Source organism: [Empedobacter] haloabium, assembly GCA_008011715.2.
Classification (GTDB): domain Bacteria; phylum Pseudomonadota; class Gammaproteobacteria; order Burkholderiales; family Burkholderiaceae_D; genus Rugamonas; species Rugamonas haloabia.
The window spans coordinates 333,206-349,492 of sequence record CP136508.1 but is presented as its reverse complement, the minus strand read 5'-3'; the positions used below and the strand labels follow the sequence as shown (position 1 = coordinate 349,492).

Genomic DNA, 16,287 nt, shown 5'->3' with positions numbered 1-16,287 from the left:
GGCTTGCACGGGAGGAAACGTGCGCGCCGGATTCGGCCATCGGCGCGATCATGGCGGTATCGAATGGCGGCAAGGAGGCTGGTATGCGAAACGACGGAGACAAGGCTGCGTTGTGGCCGGCACTGCACTGGCAACTGGCAGGCATCGTGTGCGCAGTGGTGGTGCTGCTGGCGCTGATCCTGGGCTATTTCGACGCCCTGTCCGCGGCCGCCGCGCTGGCAGCCGCCGTGCTGGGCATCGGCTACGTGCTGCTGCTGACCTGGCGCTACACGCGGGGCAGCAAAACCGACGCGAATTCGGCCGGGGTCGGGTGACAGAGTTGGGGACTTCTCGCCGCCTGGCCGGACCCGCGGTGACGGGCCCGACTTTCCGGCGGAAGCCTGAGCTGTCGCCGGCTCAGGTGGCCCGGACCACCAGCCACAACACGGCCAGGTGCGCCGGGTAGTACCAGTAGAACAGCCGTCCCGCCCTCGGCAGGTCGAGGCGCACCCGCGGCGCGCCCAGGATCAGCGGCAGCGCGGCAAGATGCCACAGGCTGTGATTGGCCCACCATAACCCGCCGCAGCAGGCCAGCAGCACGCCCAGGCGCAGGCGATCCGGCTGGCGGCAGTACAGCCAGCAGGCGATGGCGAAGGCCAGCGCGAACCACCAGTATTCGACCAGCGCGCCACCCACCACGAACAGCACCACGGCAGCTACCGTGCACAACTGCGCGCGCTGCGCCAGCAAGCCGATCAGCATGGTCGCCACCAGCAGGGTGAACAGGATGTTCAGCGGCCACCACCCCTGGATCACCTGGCCGAACCCGATGAAGGGCACCGAGGCGATGGTGCCGAACAGCGCCAGCCGGACACACATGCGGCGCAGCGCGCCACCCGCCAGCACTTCCGGCCGCGCCAGGTTATAGCACAGCACGAACACGAACAGCGGCATCGCCACGCGGCCCAGCGCGAACAGTGCCGGAAACTGGTAATGCAGTACGAACTTGTTGACGTGGTCCAAGGTCATCAGCACGACGCCCAGCCATTTCAGCGCTTCCAGCGTGCCCGATGCTATCCGCAGCGGTGGCGTGGCCGCTGCCGGCGGCGGCGTCACGGCCGCCGCACGTACCTGGCGCTGCCGCGCCGCCGTCGCGCCCTGGCGCCGGCTCACGAAGCGCTTCCCGCCGTGCGCGGTACGGCCGCTTGCCCGGCCAGGCCGCGTGTGACCAGCTCGATCTCCACGCGCCGGTTCAGCGCCCGGCCGGGTTCGCTGCGGGAGGGCGCGATGAAGTCGCCCGCCGGTTGTGCGAACACGCGGATCTTGCCGGGCTCGACGCCGCGCTCGACGAGATACGTGCGCGCCGCCAAGGCGCGCGCCAGCGCGATACGGGGATCGGCGGCGCCGGGCACGCGCGCATCGGTGCGTCCGCGCACGTTGACGCGCTCGGCCACGCGCGCCGCCGCCACCAGCGGCCGGGCCAGCGCCGGATCGGGATCGAAGCCGGTGGCGTGCGTGTCGAACTGCACCCGCACGAGCACCGCGGCGGCACTGGCCAGCCGGCGCTCGACACGCTCGAGGCGGGCCAGCAGCTGGCGCGCCTCGGCCGTGTCGCCTTCGGCCGCGATCGCATCCCTGAGCTCCTCGGCCTGGGCCGCCGACAATGTCATCAGCGCGGCCAGCTCGCGGTCCGGCGTCAGTCCAACCGGCTCGGCCAGCACGGCCCGCGCAGGGGCTGCCGGGACCGCCGCGGCGCGGGCCGGCGCCGGCGCCGCGGGCGCGGGACGCGCCGCCGCCGGGCGGGCATGGAACGACAGCACGCGCGTGTTGACCCGCACCGTGAAGTTGTCGAGCTTGCGCGGCAGGCGGTAATAGCGGCCCTCGCGCTCGTAGGCGACCGGCGCGCCGCTGGCGTCGTGGATGGCCAGCCAGAACAGGTGGCCGTCCACCTCCAGCACCGTGCGCCGGCCGTAGACGAACGCACGTACGCCGGCCGTGTCGCCGATCGCTTCGTAGTCGGCGCTGACGGGCGTGCGGGCCGCGCCGTCCGGCGCCAGGCCGGCACAGCCGCCCAGCAGGGCGGCCAGCGCCAGGGCGGACAGGATCATGGGCTTCATCGCGTGATCTCCCGTTCGGGTTCATGGTGGTTGCGGATCATGGGGGACGCTGTCTCCTGTGTCGATGGTTGGTGGGCGCGGCACCGCACGCGCGCCATGACGATGGCGCGCTGCTCCGGCGTCAGGCCGTCGGCGGTGGCCTGCCGGTCGATCGCTTCGATGGCCGCGCGCAGGTCGTCCGGCACGGGCCGCTCCTTCGGTTCATGGCGGCGCCGGGCCAGTTCGGCCTGGTCGGCCCGGTTCGGTACGTAGCCGCGCACATGCATGCCATGCGCCTCGGCCTCCAGCCAGACTTCGCGGCAGAAGGCGGCGCTGCCGGTGACGCGGATGTCGTCCCAGCCGCGCGCGTGCGCCATCGCGACCAATGTGTCGGCCACCTGGGCGCTGTCCGAGCGCGTTTCCAGCCGGCTGCCGCGGTCGCGCAGCGGCGCGGCGTCGTCGGTGCCCTTGCCGGCCGGGGCGGCCGCGAAGATCTCGTCCGACACGATCGCATTCGTCGGCGGCGCCCTCATGCCAGGATCCCCGCCTCGCGGCACAGGCTGTCGGCATAGGCCAGCAGTGCCGCCTCGTCCAGCTCGCCGGCCGGTGGCGGCACGGGCGTGAAGTCGACCGCGAAGTCGCGCAGGTCGCGTGCGGCCAGTTCGTCCACCTCGAGTGCCGTGACGGGCCGCTCGTCCACGTGCAGCTGCCTGGGCACGGCGGCGGGCGGCGGTGCAACCTCGCTGGCGGCCAGCAGTTGCTGGTGCGCGGCCACGTCGACCAGGGGCACCGGCGCGGCCAGCTCGCCCTGGCGGGCCGCGTTTTTCAGTTCGTCCTCGGTCGGCAACCGGCGCCCCAGCTTGCCCAGCGACGGCGCCACGCTTTTCAGCCGGTCGACGAAAACGGGGTCCTGGTAGTAGCGCACGCGCTGCGCCAGGATCGGCGGGCAGTCCTCGACGATGACCAGCTCCGCACCCTTGCCCAGGCTGGTGATCTCCTGCGGCAGCATCAGCGCGCGCCGCTGTTCGGAGACGCTTTCGGAGCGTTCGCGCCGCGCGAACATGGCCTTGCGCTTCGATTCGGACACGGCCTTGACCGTCTGGTCGCCCAGCCATTTCGAGATCGCCTCCGCCGTCCTGGTCTCGGAAGCCTTGGGCGGGAACACGATCTGCAGCGCGTGGTTGGTCGTGAAGGTCTCGGCGGCATGCTCGCCGTACACCTCCACCACCTGCATCGGGCTCTGGATGATGGGCAGCATGCGCAGGCCGTAGCCGGCGATGTAGCTGATGCCCTTCGACAGCACCTGGATCTTGCCCATGGCCGTGAATTCGTCCGCCACGATCAGGCACTGGTATTTCAGCGCCGCGTTGTGCTCGGGCAGCTGGCGCGTGTTCAGGTCGATCATCTGCTGGAAGAACAGGTTCAGCAGCGGCGCCATGCGATCCAGGTTGTCCGGCGTGACCCCGAGGTAGATCGACATGCGCTTGCTGCGCAGCTCGCGCAGGTCGAAGTCGTTGGCACTGGTCGCGGCATCGACCAGCGGGTTGTACCACAGCTCCAGGCGCGAGCGGAAACTGGTGATGATGCCGCTGCGCGTCGTGTCGGCCGAGATCGACAGGTAGGAATTCAAGGCCCGTTCGCAGGCCGGCGACAGCGCCGTGCCGACGCGGGCCGCCGCCACGTCCGCCGGCATCGCCAGCGCCAGCGCCACCAGGTCAGGCGTGCGCGGCGCGTGCCGGCGCAGCGTGTCGACGTGCTGCGCCAGGGCATCCCGGTAGGCCGGGCTCAGCCGCACCCACAGGGCCATCTCCGTCATCACGGGATGCTGTTCGGGCGGCCGGGCGCGGTCGGCCAGCACCGCATCGGCGTCGCGCCGGGCCTGGTCTGCCGCGGTGGCGGCATTCGCCGTGGCGATGCGCTGGCCCAGGCGGCGCGCCTGCACGATGGCGCCGAAGTAGGCGGCGCCGTCGCCGTCCACCAGCGTCTCGCGCAGCACCTGCCCCAGCGTGACGAGCTTGCCCGGCGTTTCCAGCAGCATCAGCACGATGCCGAGGAACAGCGCGCGCGGCGTCGCCGTCCAGATCGGGTCGACGCCCGGCTCGTCCGGGAACAGCATGCCGGCGATCTTCTGCACGTCGTCGATGCGGAAGTGCGGATCGCTGCTGACGTAGGCCAGCGGGTTGTAGCGATGCGAGCGGTAGTCTGCCGCCGCCGGGTTGAACAGGAAGCACTGCTGGCCGTGCTTGCGCCGGAAGCCGCTCGTGATGCCGTGGTTTTCCTGCTTGATGTCAAGCACGACAACGCTGTCGTGCCACGTCAGCAGGTTGGGAATGACGATGCCCACGCCCTTGCCACTGCGGGTGGGCGCGGACATGATGACGTGCTGGCTGCCGCCGAACATCAGGTAGGAGCCCTTGTACTGGCCGACCAGAATGCCGCGCTCGCCCAGCAGGCCGGCGCGGCGCACGTCGCGCGGCTCGGCGAAGCGGGCGTCGCCGAACAGGCTGCGCTGCACGCGCTTACGCAGCAGCAGGAGCAGCGGCACGGCCAGTACCACGAGCGTCACGGCGGCGCAGCCGTACAGCCAGCGCCGCACGCCCGCATCCGCACCGTACCAGGCCCAGTACTGGTACAAGGTCAACGGCGTCGCCTGCGCGAACCCGTGCCCGTGCATCACCATGAACAAGGCGCCGGCCAGCCAGGCCCACACCACGCCCAGGCCGGCCAGCCCGACCGCGAGCAGCGCCGGCCTAAGCCATCTGCTGCCGCTTGAACTCGGGGTCATAGTAGATCTCCTTGAGCTTGTACTTGTCGTAGAACAGGATGACGTCCAGCGTCGTGAACAGGCGGTGCTTGATGTAGTCGCTGTCCAGGTGCGCGCCCGTGCGCGAGTCCTTGATCAGGGCGGTCAGCTGCTCGAACGCTTCCATCGCGCCATTGGCGTGCATCGTGCTGATCGACCCCGGGTGGCCCGTGTTGATCGACTTGATGAATTCCCAGGCTTCGTCGCCGCGCAGCTCGGCCAGCAGGATGCGGTCCGGCTTCATCCGCAGGCACGAGGCCAGCGCCTGCTTGGGCGACACCTTGGCGCCGCCCTCGTCCTCGCGCGAATAGAACAGGTGCACCTTGTTCGGGTGGTGCTGCAGGAACATCTCGTGCACGTCCTCGATCGTGATCAGGCGCTCGTCGGCCGGGATGCTGCGGATCAGGCTCTTGCTGAGCGTGGTCTTGCCCGAACCGGTCTTGCCGACGACGAGGATGTTGCGCCGCTTGCGCACTGCCAGGTCGAGGAATTCCTTGATGCGGCGATTTTCCTTCAGCGCCAGCAGCTCGCGCTCGAACGGGGCCAGTCCTTCGCTGACCAGCTTGCACTCGTCGAACGAGCCTTCCGCATTGAGCTCGTCCAGCGTCTTGTCCAGCACGCTGGGCTTGCGGATCGTCAGCGACACGGTGCCGTCCTCGCACGCCGGCGGGATGACGACCTGGGCCCGTTCGCCATAGATCAGGCTGGCCGACAGCACGGGCTTCTCGGCGCTGATCGCCTTGCCGTTGAAGTTGGCGATCAGCCGGGCCAGCTGCATGCAGGCGGCAAACGTCATCTCCGGCGCGTCGTACACCTCCCAGCCGCTGCGGCGCTCCACCCAGACCTCGCCGGGCCGGTTGATGACGAGCTCGGTGATGCCGTCCTCCAGCAGCCAGGGCCGCAGCGGTGCCATGTAGGCGTACAGCATGTCCGGATTATCGCCGCCATCGGTGCGCGGCCGGCGCAGGCTGTGTTCGGGTGCGTTCATCGGCTTCTCCGCAACCCGTACACGCTGGAGAAATCGAGGTCGCGCGCCACCATCACCTGGATATGGTCGCCCTGGTTCTTGATGATTGTCGGCGGGATGTTGACGGTGCTCTCGAGGATCTTCTCCACCACCTGCGAGCCGGCCATGCCGCTGCCGCCCAGGCTGATCGTGTCGCCGTCGCGCTGTCTCGCCACCAGCACCTCCATCGACTCCTGGATGAACGTCATCAGGATCGCCGCGCCGAAGCGGTCGAGGAAGTGATGATCGACCCAGCCTTCCAGGCCGCTGCGGCCGAGCGCATCCGTACCAGGCGAATTCATGTTGATGATCACGCCCTGCGGCGTCTTGGCGCGCGACCACAGTGCGAACACGCGCGCCTGGCCGTGCTTGACGTTGCCCTGCTGTTCGCCCACCAGCTGGGTGCCGCGTTCCAGCAGCAGCACCTGGCCATTGTCGGAATAGACGTCGCGCGTGATGCGGCAGGTCAGGATGCCCGGCAAGGTCGTGTCGATCGCCGTCTCGAGCGCGCAGTCGAGCGCCGTCCCCTTGGTGATCAGGAAGTTCCGGTCGGGCAGCAAGCCGGCCGAAGCGCCCTTCAGCTCCGCCGGTTCCAGGCGCGACGCCAGTTCGTTGCGGCCGCCGCCAGTACCGTTGTCGCCGCCGGTCGGCGCCACCCCGGCACCGGCACCGGCGCCGGGCATCATGCCGGGGAACAGGCCGGCCAGGCCCGGCAGACCGGCCGGCGGCCGTCCCGCGCCCTGGCCGCCCTGGCCGCCTTGGCCACCCTGAGCGCCCATGCCGCCCATGCCCTGCTCGACCAGCAGCGAGCCGCTGCGCTTGCGGTCGGCCCAATCCTCCGGCCCCTTGCCGCTGGCGGCGCGCTGCACGGCGACCGGGAACGACTGGCCGGACGGACCCGCCGCCGGCGGCGGCGTCGTCGACAGGCCGCCAGGCACCGGTCCCGCAGGCCCCATCGGCATCGACACGGTCTGGATCGGTGGCGGCGGTGGCGGCACCGCCAGCGGCGGCAGCGTGTTGGCGACCTTGTCGGCCGGCTCGACCCTCTTGCGCTCGGGCGTCTTCTTGCCGTTGACGGCCACGATCATCGCGGCGCCGATGGCCACGATCACGAACAGGCCCAGCACGTTGACGACCTTGTTGCTGGCGCGCCGGCGGTTGACCGACGGCAGGCCTTCCGACTCGAACTGCTCCTGCACCGCGCTGTCCTGCTCGCGGCCGCGCTGGCCGTGCGAAGCCCGCGCCGCCTGGGCCAGCGTCGGCTCGGGCTCCATCGCCTCCATCGCTTCCAGGTCGGGCAGGTCGTCCGCCGGTTCATCGTCCGGGCGTTGCGGCGCCGGCTTCTTCCTGATGCCTTTCAGCTTGTCGAATATCCCCATTACTGCGCTCCCTTGATGACCCGTTCGACGTCCGGCGCGACCGTGCCGGAGGTGTTGTCGCTGCCGCCGTCCAGGTCGAAACTCTTGTTGATGACGCAGGCCACCGCCTTGCCCTTGCGCAGGATCAGCTTGCGCACCATGCGCTGCACGACGATCGCGTTGCCCTCCACATTGGTATTGATGAGGGATTCGGCACCGTCCTTGTCCACCGCGTAGACGGCCGGCATGTCGCGGTTGCGGCTGAACGTCAGGTAGATGAAGCGGCCGTCGTCGCGCGCCGCCGTCGGGCTGACTTCGGGCGACCCGGCCACCCAGTAATCGTTGTTTTCGTCGCGCTTCTTGGCCTCGGTCATGCGACCCTGCAGGTCCTTCTGCACGGCCTTGTTTTCCGCCGCGGTCGCCAGCGCGGTCGCCTTGGCCGCGTCGTCGTCCGGATAGCGGAACGACAGCGAGAACACCAGGTTCGGGTCGCGCCAGGCCGTGTCATCGCGCACCTTGCGCGGTTGCACCACCAGCGCGAACTGGTAGACGCGTTTGTCCGTCACCACCGTCACGTTGGTGTCCGCCTTGTGCGCTTTGGGCTTGATGAACAGGTGGGTGCCGCGCGGGATGATCTCCCAGGCTTCGACGTCGCCCACCGCCACGTCCTTGATGGTTTCCTTGTCGGCGAACTGCACGTGGGTGGAGACGCCGTAGAAGGTGCTGAGCCGCACGACGTCGGCCGGGTTGTAGTCGACCACGCGCACCCGGCTGTCGAACGCGCCTTTCGGCGGCGTCAGCTCGGCCAGCGCCAGCGTGGGCAGGAACAGCGCGATCAAAACGAGTCGTTTCATGGCGCCTCCTTATCGCACGGCCGGGTTGGCCGGCGCGATCGCCGGCACCTGCGCCTGCGCGCGCGGCGGCACGCCAGGCAGTACCGTGGGCAGCTCCGCCGGCGCGGGCGCTGGCGCGGGCGCGGCCTGGCTCATCACGGTGGGCGTCGACTCGCGCACCGGTTCGGAATCCGGGTCGTTGCGGTACTCCGTGACCTGGAAACCGACCGGATTGATGTCGCGATCGCGCTCGGCCATGGGCGCGCCCGAGTAGCGGAACACGACCGTCGCCGCCCAGTGCGACACGGCCGGCCGCTCGGACGCGCCGCGCTCCACTTCCTTCCAGTAGCGCACCAGCAGCACATTGCTCTTGATGAAGGACTGGCCCTTGATGTGGATCTTCACGCGCGCGCTGGTGCCGTACACGTTCAGCGGCGACTGCGGATTCTTCGGCGCGAAGAACTCGGCATAGCGGCGCTGTTCGGTACTGCCGCTCAGCAGGCCCACCTTGTTGTAGTAGTCCTCGGCCAGCTCGCGCGAATAGCCTTCGCGGTACAGCACGTACTGGCCGGCCCAGTATTTGTCGAGCGCCTCGCCATACGAGCTTCTCGCGTTCGGGATCTCGCTGATGACGTCCACGCGGCCGGTCGAGTTGTCGACCCGGACGATGCGCAGCTCGGTACGCTTGAGCGGTGTCATGCCGGCGATGGCGACGACCGACACGATCGCCAGCCCGCCCGCGAGCATCGCGACCATCCAGGCCAGCCGCTTCGACTTCTCCGCCTCCAGCAGCCGGTTGGTTTCCCAGGAACGGGCTTCGCCCAGGTATTTCTTGAAATCGTTCTTCTCAACTTTGGTGGCCATGGCCGGCTCCCTTCATGCACAGCGCCAGGCTGTCGGCGGTATTCATCGGCAGCGCGGCCTGGCCGGGCTGCGCGTTGACGGGACGGAATTCGCCTTCGCACTGCGGCGGCTTGGGCGGGTTGAGCGAGCACCCAGCCAACAGGCAGAGGGCCACCGAACCGAGTGTGAAACGCATGGAAACTCCTTCGTTTTCGTTCATCGTGACTACGTTTTTCGACGGTTTTGCAGTGCAAATACCGCCATCCTGCTTTTTCAGGGCGCAAAAAAGGAGCGGTGTCCGCCCGCGCGGAAAACCACCGCCCTGCACACTCCCTGTTTAACTTTTCCTGCCGGCTCCCGTGATCTTGCGATACACGGCACCCGGTACACTGGGCGCGGCCGTGATCGCGCTCTTCGTGATGCGGTAGTCGGCCTTCAGCCGGTTCAGCGACTTGCGCGCGTTGGTGGGCCGCATCGCCGCCATCGCACCGGTCGCCGTGCCGGCCGCCTTGCTGTATGCCCAGCCCACCGCGCCCAGCGTGCTGACCGCCGCGCCGCCACCCAGCGCCGAGGCGATCGTCGGCAATTGCGCCATCAGCAGCGCGCTGATCAGGCAGAACACCAGCGCGGGCAAGGCCTTGTCGATGGTCGGACTGGCGATGATGCCGGCCGCCGACACGTCCAGGTAGGACTCGATGATGGTCATCACCAGCTTCACGGCCGCCGCTGTCAGCACGATCAGGAACACGTAGTTGAGCGCTTGCGCCAGCCACGCCTCGAAGAATTTCTTGGTGCCCTCGAAGATCAGCAGCAGCACGAAGATGGGGCCGAGCGCCAGCAGCACGGCCAGGGCCATTTTCGACAGCGCCAGCAGGAAAGCGGCAAACCCGGTGGCGGCCAGGCCGCCGATCCAGACCAGCAGCGCCACGGCGATCATGCCGAGGTCCGGTATCCAGCCGCCGCTGGACACGGCCGTCTGCCAGTAGGCATTGCCGATGTCGTACAGCTGCGACATCAGGATGTCCAGATACTGCACATTGGCCGCGGCGTCGTCGAAGCCCGCCGCGATGATGCCCGCCATCGCTTCCGGCGCGTCCCACAGGAAGTTCGACACGTAGGTCTGGTAGCGGCCCAGGTTCAGCGCAACGCCGACGATGACGGCAAGCCGCACGATGCGCGCCAGGCCGTCCGTGATCGGCTCGGAAATCATCCCGCGCATCGTCGTCCAGCCCCATAACATCATGTAGATCATCAGCATCGAGTAGGCGACGCCGCTGATCGAATCGATGATCTCGGTACCGACAGACGAGATGTACGTGTCCAGCGCGTCCGTCAGGTCGCTGAACATGTCCTCGTAAAAATGAAATTCGCTGGGCGCCGCCATGGTCTATCCGTCAGAAGCGGGGAATGCCGTCGCTGCTGCGGGTGGCGCCGGCCACCATCGCCCGGCGCACCTTGACGCAGGTCGGGTGCTCGGCCTTGTCGGCGCAATACTGGTCGACGAACGCCTTCTGCGTCATCGGCGTGCCGTTGACGACGATCTTCTTCGGATCGTCCACTTCGGGCACGGGGTCGCTGCACCCTGCCAGCAGCAGGGCGAGCGCGCCTGCGAAAGCGAGTTGTTTCATACTGGGTTCTCCAAATGCGGCGCCAGAGGCGCCGCGGGTTGATCAGAAGCGCGGTACGCCGGTGGACGACTTGGTCGCGCGCATGATGATCTCGCGCGAGCGCTGCAGCTGGATGTCGCGCTGCGCCTGCTGCAGTTGCGCCAGGGCGTTCAGCTTGACCATCTCGTTCTGCACCATCGCCTGTTCGCCCTGGATGCGGGCCTGCAGGTCGGCCACGTCCTTCGCGTCCGGCGTGCTGCCGAGGCGGGCGATCAGCGTCTGGATCGAGGCGATCCGGTCGCTGGCCTGCTTGTAGCCCTCTTCCGACAGCGCCCGGTTCAGCGCCACCTGGTTTTGCGAGGCGACGAAGGAGCGGCCGGCGTCGCTGGCCGCATCGAGGGCGGTGTCCCCGATGTCCATGAATTCCGCCGCCGACTTGATGTTGTTGACGTTGGTGCGCAGCTGGGTGTAGCTGCCGGGGTTGGTCAGCAGGTTCATCGCCTGGTTCCATTCATTGGGCAGGTAGCGCCGCAGTGCCGGATTGTTGACCAGGTCCTGGATACCGCGCACGCCGCTCAGGCTGTTGTAGGTCTGCACGGCCTGGTTGTACTGGTTCTGCAGCTGCTGGTACTGCTGCACCATCTGTTGCGCCTGTTGAGCCCAGGCCTGGACCTGCAGGCCGGTGTTAATCAAGTTCGAGGCGTCGAGCACGGGAATGCCGGCCCGGGCCTGGCCGGCGCCGAACAGCGCCAGCGCCATGAGAAAAATCCTGATCAGTTGTTTCATCTGTTCTCCTTGAAGGTTGCGCGTATCGTCGCCAGACCGCCACCGCTCCGCGCGTACGGTGGCCGTCCCGTCAGCCACCCTTGCGGATGCGATGGAACTCGGGCAGCCAGCGGGCCGGGTCGCTGCCCAGCTCGGCCACCAGTTTCTCGACCAGGTTGGACGTGGCCGTGTTGCCGGACAGGACCGCCAGTTCGTCGTCGAACCCGCGCAGCTTGAATTCGGCCACCACCGAATTGCCGCCCTGCTTGACGAGGAACAGGCGCGATTTCTCGCCGAAGCTGCGGATGATCTCGAACTCGCGCTCCGTCAGCTTGAAGCCGTTGACGTATTCGTCCCGATCCGCTTCCGGATTGGGCAGGAAGATCTTGGTGGCCGTCTGCTGGATGATCGCGTCGGCGATCGGGCTCCTGATGACCTGGCCCGGCATCTGCGTGCCCAGGATCAGGAAACCGTCCTGCTTCCGGATCGTGACCAGCTTGTTCTCGACCAGTTCCTGCAGCGTCTTGTCCTTGCTCAGCTGGCCGAATTCGTCGAAGAAGATCGGCACGCGACGGCCATCCAGCAGGCTCTCGATTCGGTGCAGCAGGTACATGATCGTCGGTTCGCGCGTCTCGTCGTTCGGCAGGAACTCGGTGACGTCGAAGCCGACCAGCGGCACGTCGTCGATCGTCAGCGTGTCCTCGGCGTTGTCGAACAGCCACCCCAATGCCGCGCCGCGCCCGGCCCAGCGCGACAGCCGCGCATGGATGCCGTCGTCGTCGACGCGCGGCAGGAACTGCAGCACGGCACTGAGGCGGCGCAGCGGCTTGTCCACGCTCATGACGCCCTGGATCGCGTGGTAGATGTCCTTCTCTTCGGCGGCCGTCAGCGGGCGGTCGGCACGGTAGACGAGCCGGCGCACCAGCCGCTCCAGGAAGTTCAGGTTGCGCTCCGTAGGCTCCAGCTGGAACGGGTTCCAGCCGGACGGCACGCCGTTCTTCAGCGGGAAGTAGCGCCCGCCCATGGCGCGGATGCCGACCGAGGCGCCCAGGTCCTTGTCGAAGAAGACGGCGGACAGCCGGTTTCCGCCAGGCTGCCCCGGGTTATTGAACTTCAGCGACTGCGCCAGCAGGAAGATCTGCAGCGCCGTCTTGCCGGTGCCGGACTTGCCGATGATGATCGTGTTGGCCAGGTCCTTGTGGTTCGGGTCGAGCGATGCCGCGCGCTTCGCCTCCGAACCGTCCTCGCCCTTGTGCCAGTTGAAGTAATACGGTGCGCCGGACGTGGTGCGGAACGCCGTCACCGCATGGCCCCACTGGTTGTGGCGGATGTGCCCGATCGGGAAATTGTGGAACGAGCTGAAGCCGGCGAAGTTGCGGCTGCTGATGTCGCCCACGCTGACGCGGAACTCGAAGTTGCCCGGCAACTGGGCGTAGAACGCGCCGACGATGCCGATGTCCTCGCGTGCCCACTTGATGCCGGCGTCCGAGATCGCCTTGCCGGCATCGCCGATGTGGTCGGCCAGCGCCTTCTGCTCGTCGGCCCGGATCAGCAGCACGAAGTTGTGCACGCCCATCACGATGCGGCCGGACATCAGGTCGTCCATCGCATCCTCGATGGCATCGACCTGCGACGTCGCCACGTCGCCCGCATTGGTCATGCGCGCGTGCTGGCGCTTCATCCGCGCCAGCGCCACGGGCCGGCTCAGGAACGTGAACGACTGCGACAGGACGAACTCGAACGGCATGCGCAACAGTTCGTTCATCAGGCCCGGGCAGGTGATCGGCGCGTAGTCCTGGATCGTCAGGATCGCGCCGTACTGGGTGCGCGTGGGCCCCTTCAGTGCCAGCAGGCCACCCTTGCCGAACATGGGGCGCGCGGTGGCCAGGTTGTCGGCCATCTCGGCCCACGTCAGCGGCTGGCGGCGCCATTCGCCGTCGATGAGAAACGCGAGGAACTCGCGCACCTCGGAAAACATGATGCCGTTGTGCTCGTAGCAGCCCAGCACTTCGGGTTCGTAACGGTCGAGCCCGGCCAATGCCGTGTCGACGATTTCCTGCAATGCCTCCAGCTCGCCCTGCTGCTGCTCGGCCAGTTCGGCGGCGGCGCGCTTGCCCAGCAGGTCGAACAGCTTGAGCGCCTTGACCGGCTGCGGCCGGTAAACGATGGTGACGTACAGCTCGTTGATCAGGCTGCGCTGCGACGCCAGGTGGGCGCGGTACTTCTCGTTCAGGTCGTGCGCGAAGCCGGGCGCGAACTCGCCGCCCGGGAATTCGCCGTACTCGCGCCGCACCACGTGGGTCCACAGCGCGACGTTGGGCGAGGCAATATTGCGTGCCAGGTTGTTCAGTTGATCGTGCCAGATGTTGATGTCGCGTACGTCCGCGCTCTCGTGCGCGGCGCCCTGCATGCGGAACGTCGTGATGTAGTCGCCGGTCTTGAGCTTGACGACCTGGCGCGTGACGTGCCCCGCGTAGGGAATGAAGAGCTTACCGACCGACTCTTCCTGTTTCAACGCGTCGGCGTATTTGAATCCAACACCCATGCTAGTCCTCTTTCCGCGCACGCGGTTTCACTTACTGTTCCCACTTCTTGCGGGCCAGCGGCGAGAAGCTCGCCGCGCCCCAGAAGCGATTGTTGCGGCAGCGTCCGACGGTTTTCAGCCACATCATCATGCCGTCGAACGCCTTGGGATTGCTCGCGGTGATGGCGTACAGCACCGCGTGGATCGGCGCGGCCAGCAACAGGTACAACGGGTTGCCGACTGCGAGGAACACCAGCGTGGTCACCATGAACTCGATGACGAATGCCGTGTACGGGATGCCCCACATGGTGGTGGGGCGCGTCAGGCCGACGAACAGCTCGTCGGTATAAACGTCCTCTTGCGCGCCGTCCTGCATCGCTTAGCTCGTTGCGTCGATCAGGAAGTCAACCAGGGCAGTGCCGCCGAAGATCAGCACGATGCCGACGATGATCTTGATGGCCCAGTCCCACGACAGCTTGCCCGCCAGCGCGGCGATACCGCAAGCGATCACGCTGACAATGGCGATCGTGCGGGTCAGGCCGCTCTGGAAGATCGCCAGCACCTGCGTGCCCATGCTGTCCCATGGCGTCGCGGCCGCGGCCGCCATCGCCACGCCCGGCAGGATGGCGGCGGCGCAGACGGCCATCAGCACCATCGAACGGGTGGCACGCTGGTCCGCTTCGCGCATCGCGGCCTTGTTGCCGGCCAGTGCGGCGCGGCCTTTGCCAATCAGGCCGGAAATTTTCTTGGTCATGCTCATTTGCTTGTTTCTCCTAAAGATAGAGTCAGAGTGATGGTCGGGATAACCCCGTACTTTTCCTGTATGTGTCGGGCCAACCGGTCCAGGCTTGCCCATTCGCGGGGGGTCTTGCGAAAAGTTACAAGTGCTAACTCTCCTTCCTGATTGTTGAGGTTGACCATGATGCGAAACTTCCCTTCCCCGTTTTGAACGATGTGCATTCGCCTGAGAGCCCTGCTGCGGATCACCAGGATGAGTTCGGACTCGCTGATGCCGTTCAAGCGTTCCTGCATCGTTCTTGTTGTTGTCGTTTGCGGCGCTGTTGCCATGTTCTGTTCTGTATGCAATGTGCTGTCCTGCGGGACGCATCCCTCGTTAGCCGCTGCCTAGCGGTACACCAGTTCGGTTGCCGCGGGCGCTTCCTGCACGGCGGCAGTCAGGCGTACCGGGGCGTCGTCACGCGGGCCGCCGCCGTACACCATCGTCGCGTCGCGCGGACCGCTGGCACTGGCTCGCGCAGGCCGCGCCGCGCCGCCCGCCGGCAGCACGCGGATCGGCGTGGCCGCGACCGCCGCGCCATTGGCCGCACTGTTCAGTACCCGCTGGACATAGCTGGGTTGTCCTTTCAGGTCCTGGCGGAAGCCCGTCACGAAGTTGCCGCTGTAGTAGCAGCTGAACGCCGCGTGCAGGGCTGCCTGTTCGGCCATGCCGCGTTGCCGGGCGCGGTCGAAGCAATCCTTCAGGATCAGCGATGCCACGCGCAGGTTGCCGCACGCCTCGAACGCCGTCGCGTAGGTCAGTCCGTAGCGGGCCAGGTTGTGGCGGTTGACCTGGCCCACGCCCAGCGAAAAGTTGTAGCCTGCCCGCTCCAGCGCCTGCGCCGTCAGGACGGCCTCCGCACTGTTGCGCGGTTGCCGCTCCAGGCGCCCGCCGACAACGCCGATCGCGTACGGGTTGAAGCCGGATTCGACCCGCGCCAGCGCGGCCAGCGTATGCGGATGCACCGCCGGCGCGCACTGCTGCGCCAGTGCCAGGAATTCCACCATCGCCCGTCCTTACCAGCGCACGCGGTGCGAGAAGTTCGAGTCGATGTAGATGTCGGCGTGGTAGGGCTGCGCGACGGGCTGCATCACGACGATGTTGTCGTACGTCGTCACGGCCACTGTCGACATGCCATCGCCCTGCCCCAGGTTGACCCAGGTCTCGCCGGTCGGCCGGCCGACGCAGACCTTCGCCGGCAGCGAGCTGTGGTCGTAGCCATAACCGTCGCCACCGTCACCGGTTCCCGTGTAAACGTTGGTGGCGCCATCTGCCGCCAGCGCGCCTTGCGCCAGGGTCGAGGTGCCGGGCGGGCACGGGTCGTAAAACGACACGCCGTACTGGGCCCAGGAGCGGCTCGGCGCAGTGCCCTGGGGCGCACTGGCCATGTCGCAGGACGGAAAGGCGCGCCCGCGCGCAAGGTCGCGGTACAGCTTGCGGATCGGCTCGACGCACGCGGCCGCGTCCATCGGGCCCCTCGGGTTGGCCAGGCACAACAGCACTTTGCAGCCATGCTCGCTGGCCTGGGCCAGGCCGCCAGCGCCGGCCAGTGCCAGCGCGGCCAGAAGAGAACGAATTTTCATTATTTCCCTTTTCTCGGACATTTACCAGAAGCGTTCAGATTAACCAGCCAAAGCAAAATCATATATTTTGCAATGCGCCTTGATGCGTTTTGCAATACATATGCCGCACATT

The 16,287-nt window shown here is 67.4% G+C and carries 19 protein-coding genes; 1 reads left to right on the top strand and 18 read right to left on the bottom strand.

Annotated elements, in window-relative coordinates:
- Window positions 1-83: 83 nt before the first annotated feature.
- The gene (locus tag E7V67_001525; GenBank protein WUR13813.1) at window positions 84-314 is read left to right on the top strand and encodes a hypothetical protein; all 231 of its coding nucleotides are present in this window, start codon (window positions 84-86) and stop codon (window positions 312-314) included.
- 82 nt (window positions 315-396) lie between these two features.
- Here E7V67_001525 and E7V67_001520 read toward each other — a convergent pair whose 3' ends face one another.
- From E7V67_001520 to E7V67_001435, 18 genes are all read right to left on the bottom strand, one after another.
- Entirely contained in the window at window positions 397-1,152 is a 756-nt protein-coding gene (locus E7V67_001520) for a TraX family protein (GenBank protein WUR13812.1), read from the bottom strand.
- On the bottom strand, window positions 1,149-2,096 hold the full coding sequence (locus tag E7V67_001515; protein WUR13811.1) for a hypothetical protein: 948 nt from the start codon (window positions 2,094-2,096) through the stop codon (window positions 1,149-1,151). Before E7V67_001515 ends, E7V67_001520 begins: the two co-directional genes overlap by 4 nt.
- Window positions 2,093-2,608, bottom strand: coding sequence for an LPD7 domain-containing protein (locus E7V67_001510; GenBank protein WUR13810.1), 516 nt, complete (start codon window positions 2,606-2,608; stop codon window positions 2,093-2,095). Before E7V67_001510 ends, E7V67_001515 begins: the two co-directional genes overlap by 4 nt.
- Window positions 2,605-4,860: a type IV secretory system conjugative DNA transfer family protein gene (locus E7V67_001505; protein WUR13809.1), complete on the bottom strand. Its 2,256-nt coding sequence runs from the start codon at window positions 4,858-4,860 to the stop codon at window positions 2,605-2,607. The genes E7V67_001510 and E7V67_001505 overlap by 4 nt, the downstream gene beginning before the upstream one ends.
- On the bottom strand, window positions 4,826-5,866 hold the full coding sequence (gene virB11 / locus E7V67_001500; protein WUR13808.1) for a P-type DNA transfer ATPase VirB11: 1,041 nt from the start codon (window positions 5,864-5,866) through the stop codon (window positions 4,826-4,828). Before virB11 ends, E7V67_001505 begins: the two co-directional genes overlap by 35 nt.
- The gene (virB10, locus tag E7V67_001495) at window positions 5,863-7,263 is read right to left on the bottom strand and encodes a type IV secretion system protein VirB10 (GenBank protein ID WUR13807.1); all 1,401 of its coding nucleotides are present in this window, start codon (window positions 7,261-7,263) and stop codon (window positions 5,863-5,865) included. Before virB10 ends, virB11 begins: the two co-directional genes overlap by 4 nt.
- The gene (virB9, locus tag E7V67_001490; GenBank protein ID WUR13806.1) at window positions 7,263-8,096 is read right to left on the bottom strand and encodes a P-type conjugative transfer protein VirB9; all 834 of its coding nucleotides are present in this window, start codon (window positions 8,094-8,096) and stop codon (window positions 7,263-7,265) included. The genes virB10 and virB9 overlap by 1 nt, the downstream gene beginning before the upstream one ends.
- A 9-nt stretch (window positions 8,097-8,105) precedes the next feature.
- Complete coding sequence (locus E7V67_001485; GenBank protein ID WUR13805.1) at window positions 8,106-8,939, bottom strand: virB8 family protein; 834 nt, start codon at window positions 8,937-8,939, stop codon at window positions 8,106-8,108.
- Window positions 8,923-9,114, bottom strand: coding sequence for a hypothetical protein (locus E7V67_001480; protein WUR13804.1), 192 nt, complete (start codon window positions 9,112-9,114; stop codon window positions 8,923-8,925). The genes E7V67_001485 and E7V67_001480 overlap by 17 nt, the downstream gene beginning before the upstream one ends.
- A 141-nt stretch (window positions 9,115-9,255) precedes the next feature.
- Complete coding sequence (locus E7V67_001475; GenBank protein WUR13803.1) at window positions 9,256-10,302, bottom strand: type IV secretion system protein; 1,047 nt, start codon at window positions 10,300-10,302, stop codon at window positions 9,256-9,258.
- Between the two features lie 10 nt (window positions 10,303-10,312).
- A complete protein-coding gene (locus E7V67_001470; protein WUR13802.1) occupies window positions 10,313-10,546 on the bottom strand; it encodes a hypothetical protein in 234 nt (77 codons plus the stop codon).
- A gap of 42 nt (window positions 10,547-10,588) precedes the next feature.
- The gene (gene virB5 / locus E7V67_001465; protein ID WUR13801.1) at window positions 10,589-11,311 is read right to left on the bottom strand and encodes a P-type DNA transfer protein VirB5; all 723 of its coding nucleotides are present in this window, start codon (window positions 11,309-11,311) and stop codon (window positions 10,589-10,591) included.
- A gap of 70 nt (window positions 11,312-11,381) precedes the next feature.
- Window positions 11,382-13,835: a VirB4 family type IV secretion/conjugal transfer ATPase gene (locus E7V67_001460; GenBank protein ID WUR13800.1), complete on the bottom strand. Its 2,454-nt coding sequence runs from the start codon at window positions 13,833-13,835 to the stop codon at window positions 11,382-11,384.
- 31 nt (window positions 13,836-13,866) lie between these two features.
- A complete protein-coding gene (locus tag E7V67_001455; protein ID WUR13799.1) occupies window positions 13,867-14,190 on the bottom strand; it encodes a type IV secretion system protein VirB3 in 324 nt (107 codons plus the stop codon).
- A gap of 3 nt (window positions 14,191-14,193) precedes the next feature.
- Window positions 14,194-14,568, bottom strand: a complete 375-nt coding sequence (locus E7V67_001450; protein ID WUR13798.1) for a TrbC/VirB2 family protein — start codon at window positions 14,566-14,568, stop codon at window positions 14,194-14,196.
- A 2-nt stretch (window positions 14,569-14,570) separates the two neighbouring features.
- Entirely contained in the window at window positions 14,571-14,882 is a 312-nt protein-coding gene (locus E7V67_001445) for a hypothetical protein (GenBank protein WUR13797.1), read from the bottom strand.
- 57 nt (window positions 14,883-14,939) lie between these two features.
- A complete protein-coding gene (locus tag E7V67_001440) occupies window positions 14,940-15,599 on the bottom strand; it encodes a lytic transglycosylase domain-containing protein (protein WUR13796.1) in 660 nt (219 codons plus the stop codon).
- Between the two features lie 9 nt (window positions 15,600-15,608).
- On the bottom strand, window positions 15,609-16,175 hold the full coding sequence (locus tag E7V67_001435) for a hypothetical protein (GenBank protein ID WUR13795.1): 567 nt from the start codon (window positions 16,173-16,175) through the stop codon (window positions 15,609-15,611).
- Window positions 16,176-16,287: the final 112 nt, after the last annotated feature.

What these genes read in the sequence shown, in the direction of transcription:
- E7V67_001525 (WUR13813.1), top strand. Translation starts at nt 84, where the DNA reads ATGCGAAACGACGGAGACAAGGCTGCGTTGTGGCCGGCACTGCACTGG.
- E7V67_001515 (WUR13811.1), bottom strand. Translation starts at nt 2,096, where the DNA reads ATGAAGCCCATGATCCTGTCCGCCCTGGCGCTGGCCGCCCTGCTGGGC.
- E7V67_001510 (WUR13810.1), bottom strand. Translation starts at nt 2,608, where the DNA reads ATGAGGGCGCCGCCGACGAATGCGATCGTGTCGGACGAGATCTTCGCG.
- E7V67_001505 (WUR13809.1), bottom strand. Translation starts at nt 4,860, where the DNA reads ATGACCCCGAGTTCAAGCGGCAGCAGATGGCTTAGGCCGGCGCTGCTC.
- virB11 (WUR13808.1), bottom strand. Translation starts at nt 5,866, where the DNA reads ATGAACGCACCCGAACACAGCCTGCGCCGGCCGCGCACCGATGGCGGC.
- virB10 (WUR13807.1), bottom strand. Translation starts at nt 7,263, where the DNA reads ATGGGGATATTCGACAAGCTGAAAGGCATCAGGAAGAAGCCGGCGCCG.
- virB9 (WUR13806.1), bottom strand. Translation starts at nt 8,096, where the DNA reads ATGAAACGACTCGTTTTGATCGCGCTGTTCCTGCCCACGCTGGCGCTG.
- E7V67_001485 (WUR13805.1), bottom strand. Translation starts at nt 8,939, where the DNA reads ATGGCCACCAAAGTTGAGAAGAACGATTTCAAGAAATACCTGGGCGAA.
- E7V67_001480 (WUR13804.1), bottom strand. Translation starts at nt 9,114, where the DNA reads ATGCGTTTCACACTCGGTTCGGTGGCCCTCTGCCTGTTGGCTGGGTGC.
- E7V67_001475 (WUR13803.1), bottom strand. Translation starts at nt 10,302, where the DNA reads ATGGCGGCGCCCAGCGAATTTCATTTTTACGAGGACATGTTCAGCGAC.
- E7V67_001470 (WUR13802.1), bottom strand. Translation starts at nt 10,546, where the DNA reads ATGAAACAACTCGCTTTCGCAGGCGCGCTCGCCCTGCTGCTGGCAGGG.
- virB5 (WUR13801.1), bottom strand. Translation starts at nt 11,311, where the DNA reads ATGAAACAACTGATCAGGATTTTTCTCATGGCGCTGGCGCTGTTCGGC.
- E7V67_001460 (WUR13800.1), bottom strand. Translation starts at nt 13,835, where the DNA reads ATGGGTGTTGGATTCAAATACGCCGACGCGTTGAAACAGGAAGAGTCG.
- E7V67_001455 (WUR13799.1), bottom strand. Translation starts at nt 14,190, where the DNA reads ATGCAGGACGGCGCGCAAGAGGACGTTTATACCGACGAGCTGTTCGTC.
- E7V67_001450 (WUR13798.1), bottom strand. Translation starts at nt 14,568, where the DNA reads ATGACCAAGAAAATTTCCGGCCTGATTGGCAAAGGCCGCGCCGCACTG.
- E7V67_001445 (WUR13797.1), bottom strand. Translation starts at nt 14,882, where the DNA reads ATGGCAACAGCGCCGCAAACGACAACAACAAGAACGATGCAGGAACGC.
- E7V67_001440 (WUR13796.1), bottom strand. Translation starts at nt 15,599, where the DNA reads ATGGTGGAATTCCTGGCACTGGCGCAGCAGTGCGCGCCGGCGGTGCAT.
- E7V67_001435 (WUR13795.1), bottom strand. Translation starts at nt 16,175, where the DNA reads ATGAAAATTCGTTCTCTTCTGGCCGCGCTGGCACTGGCCGGCGCTGGC.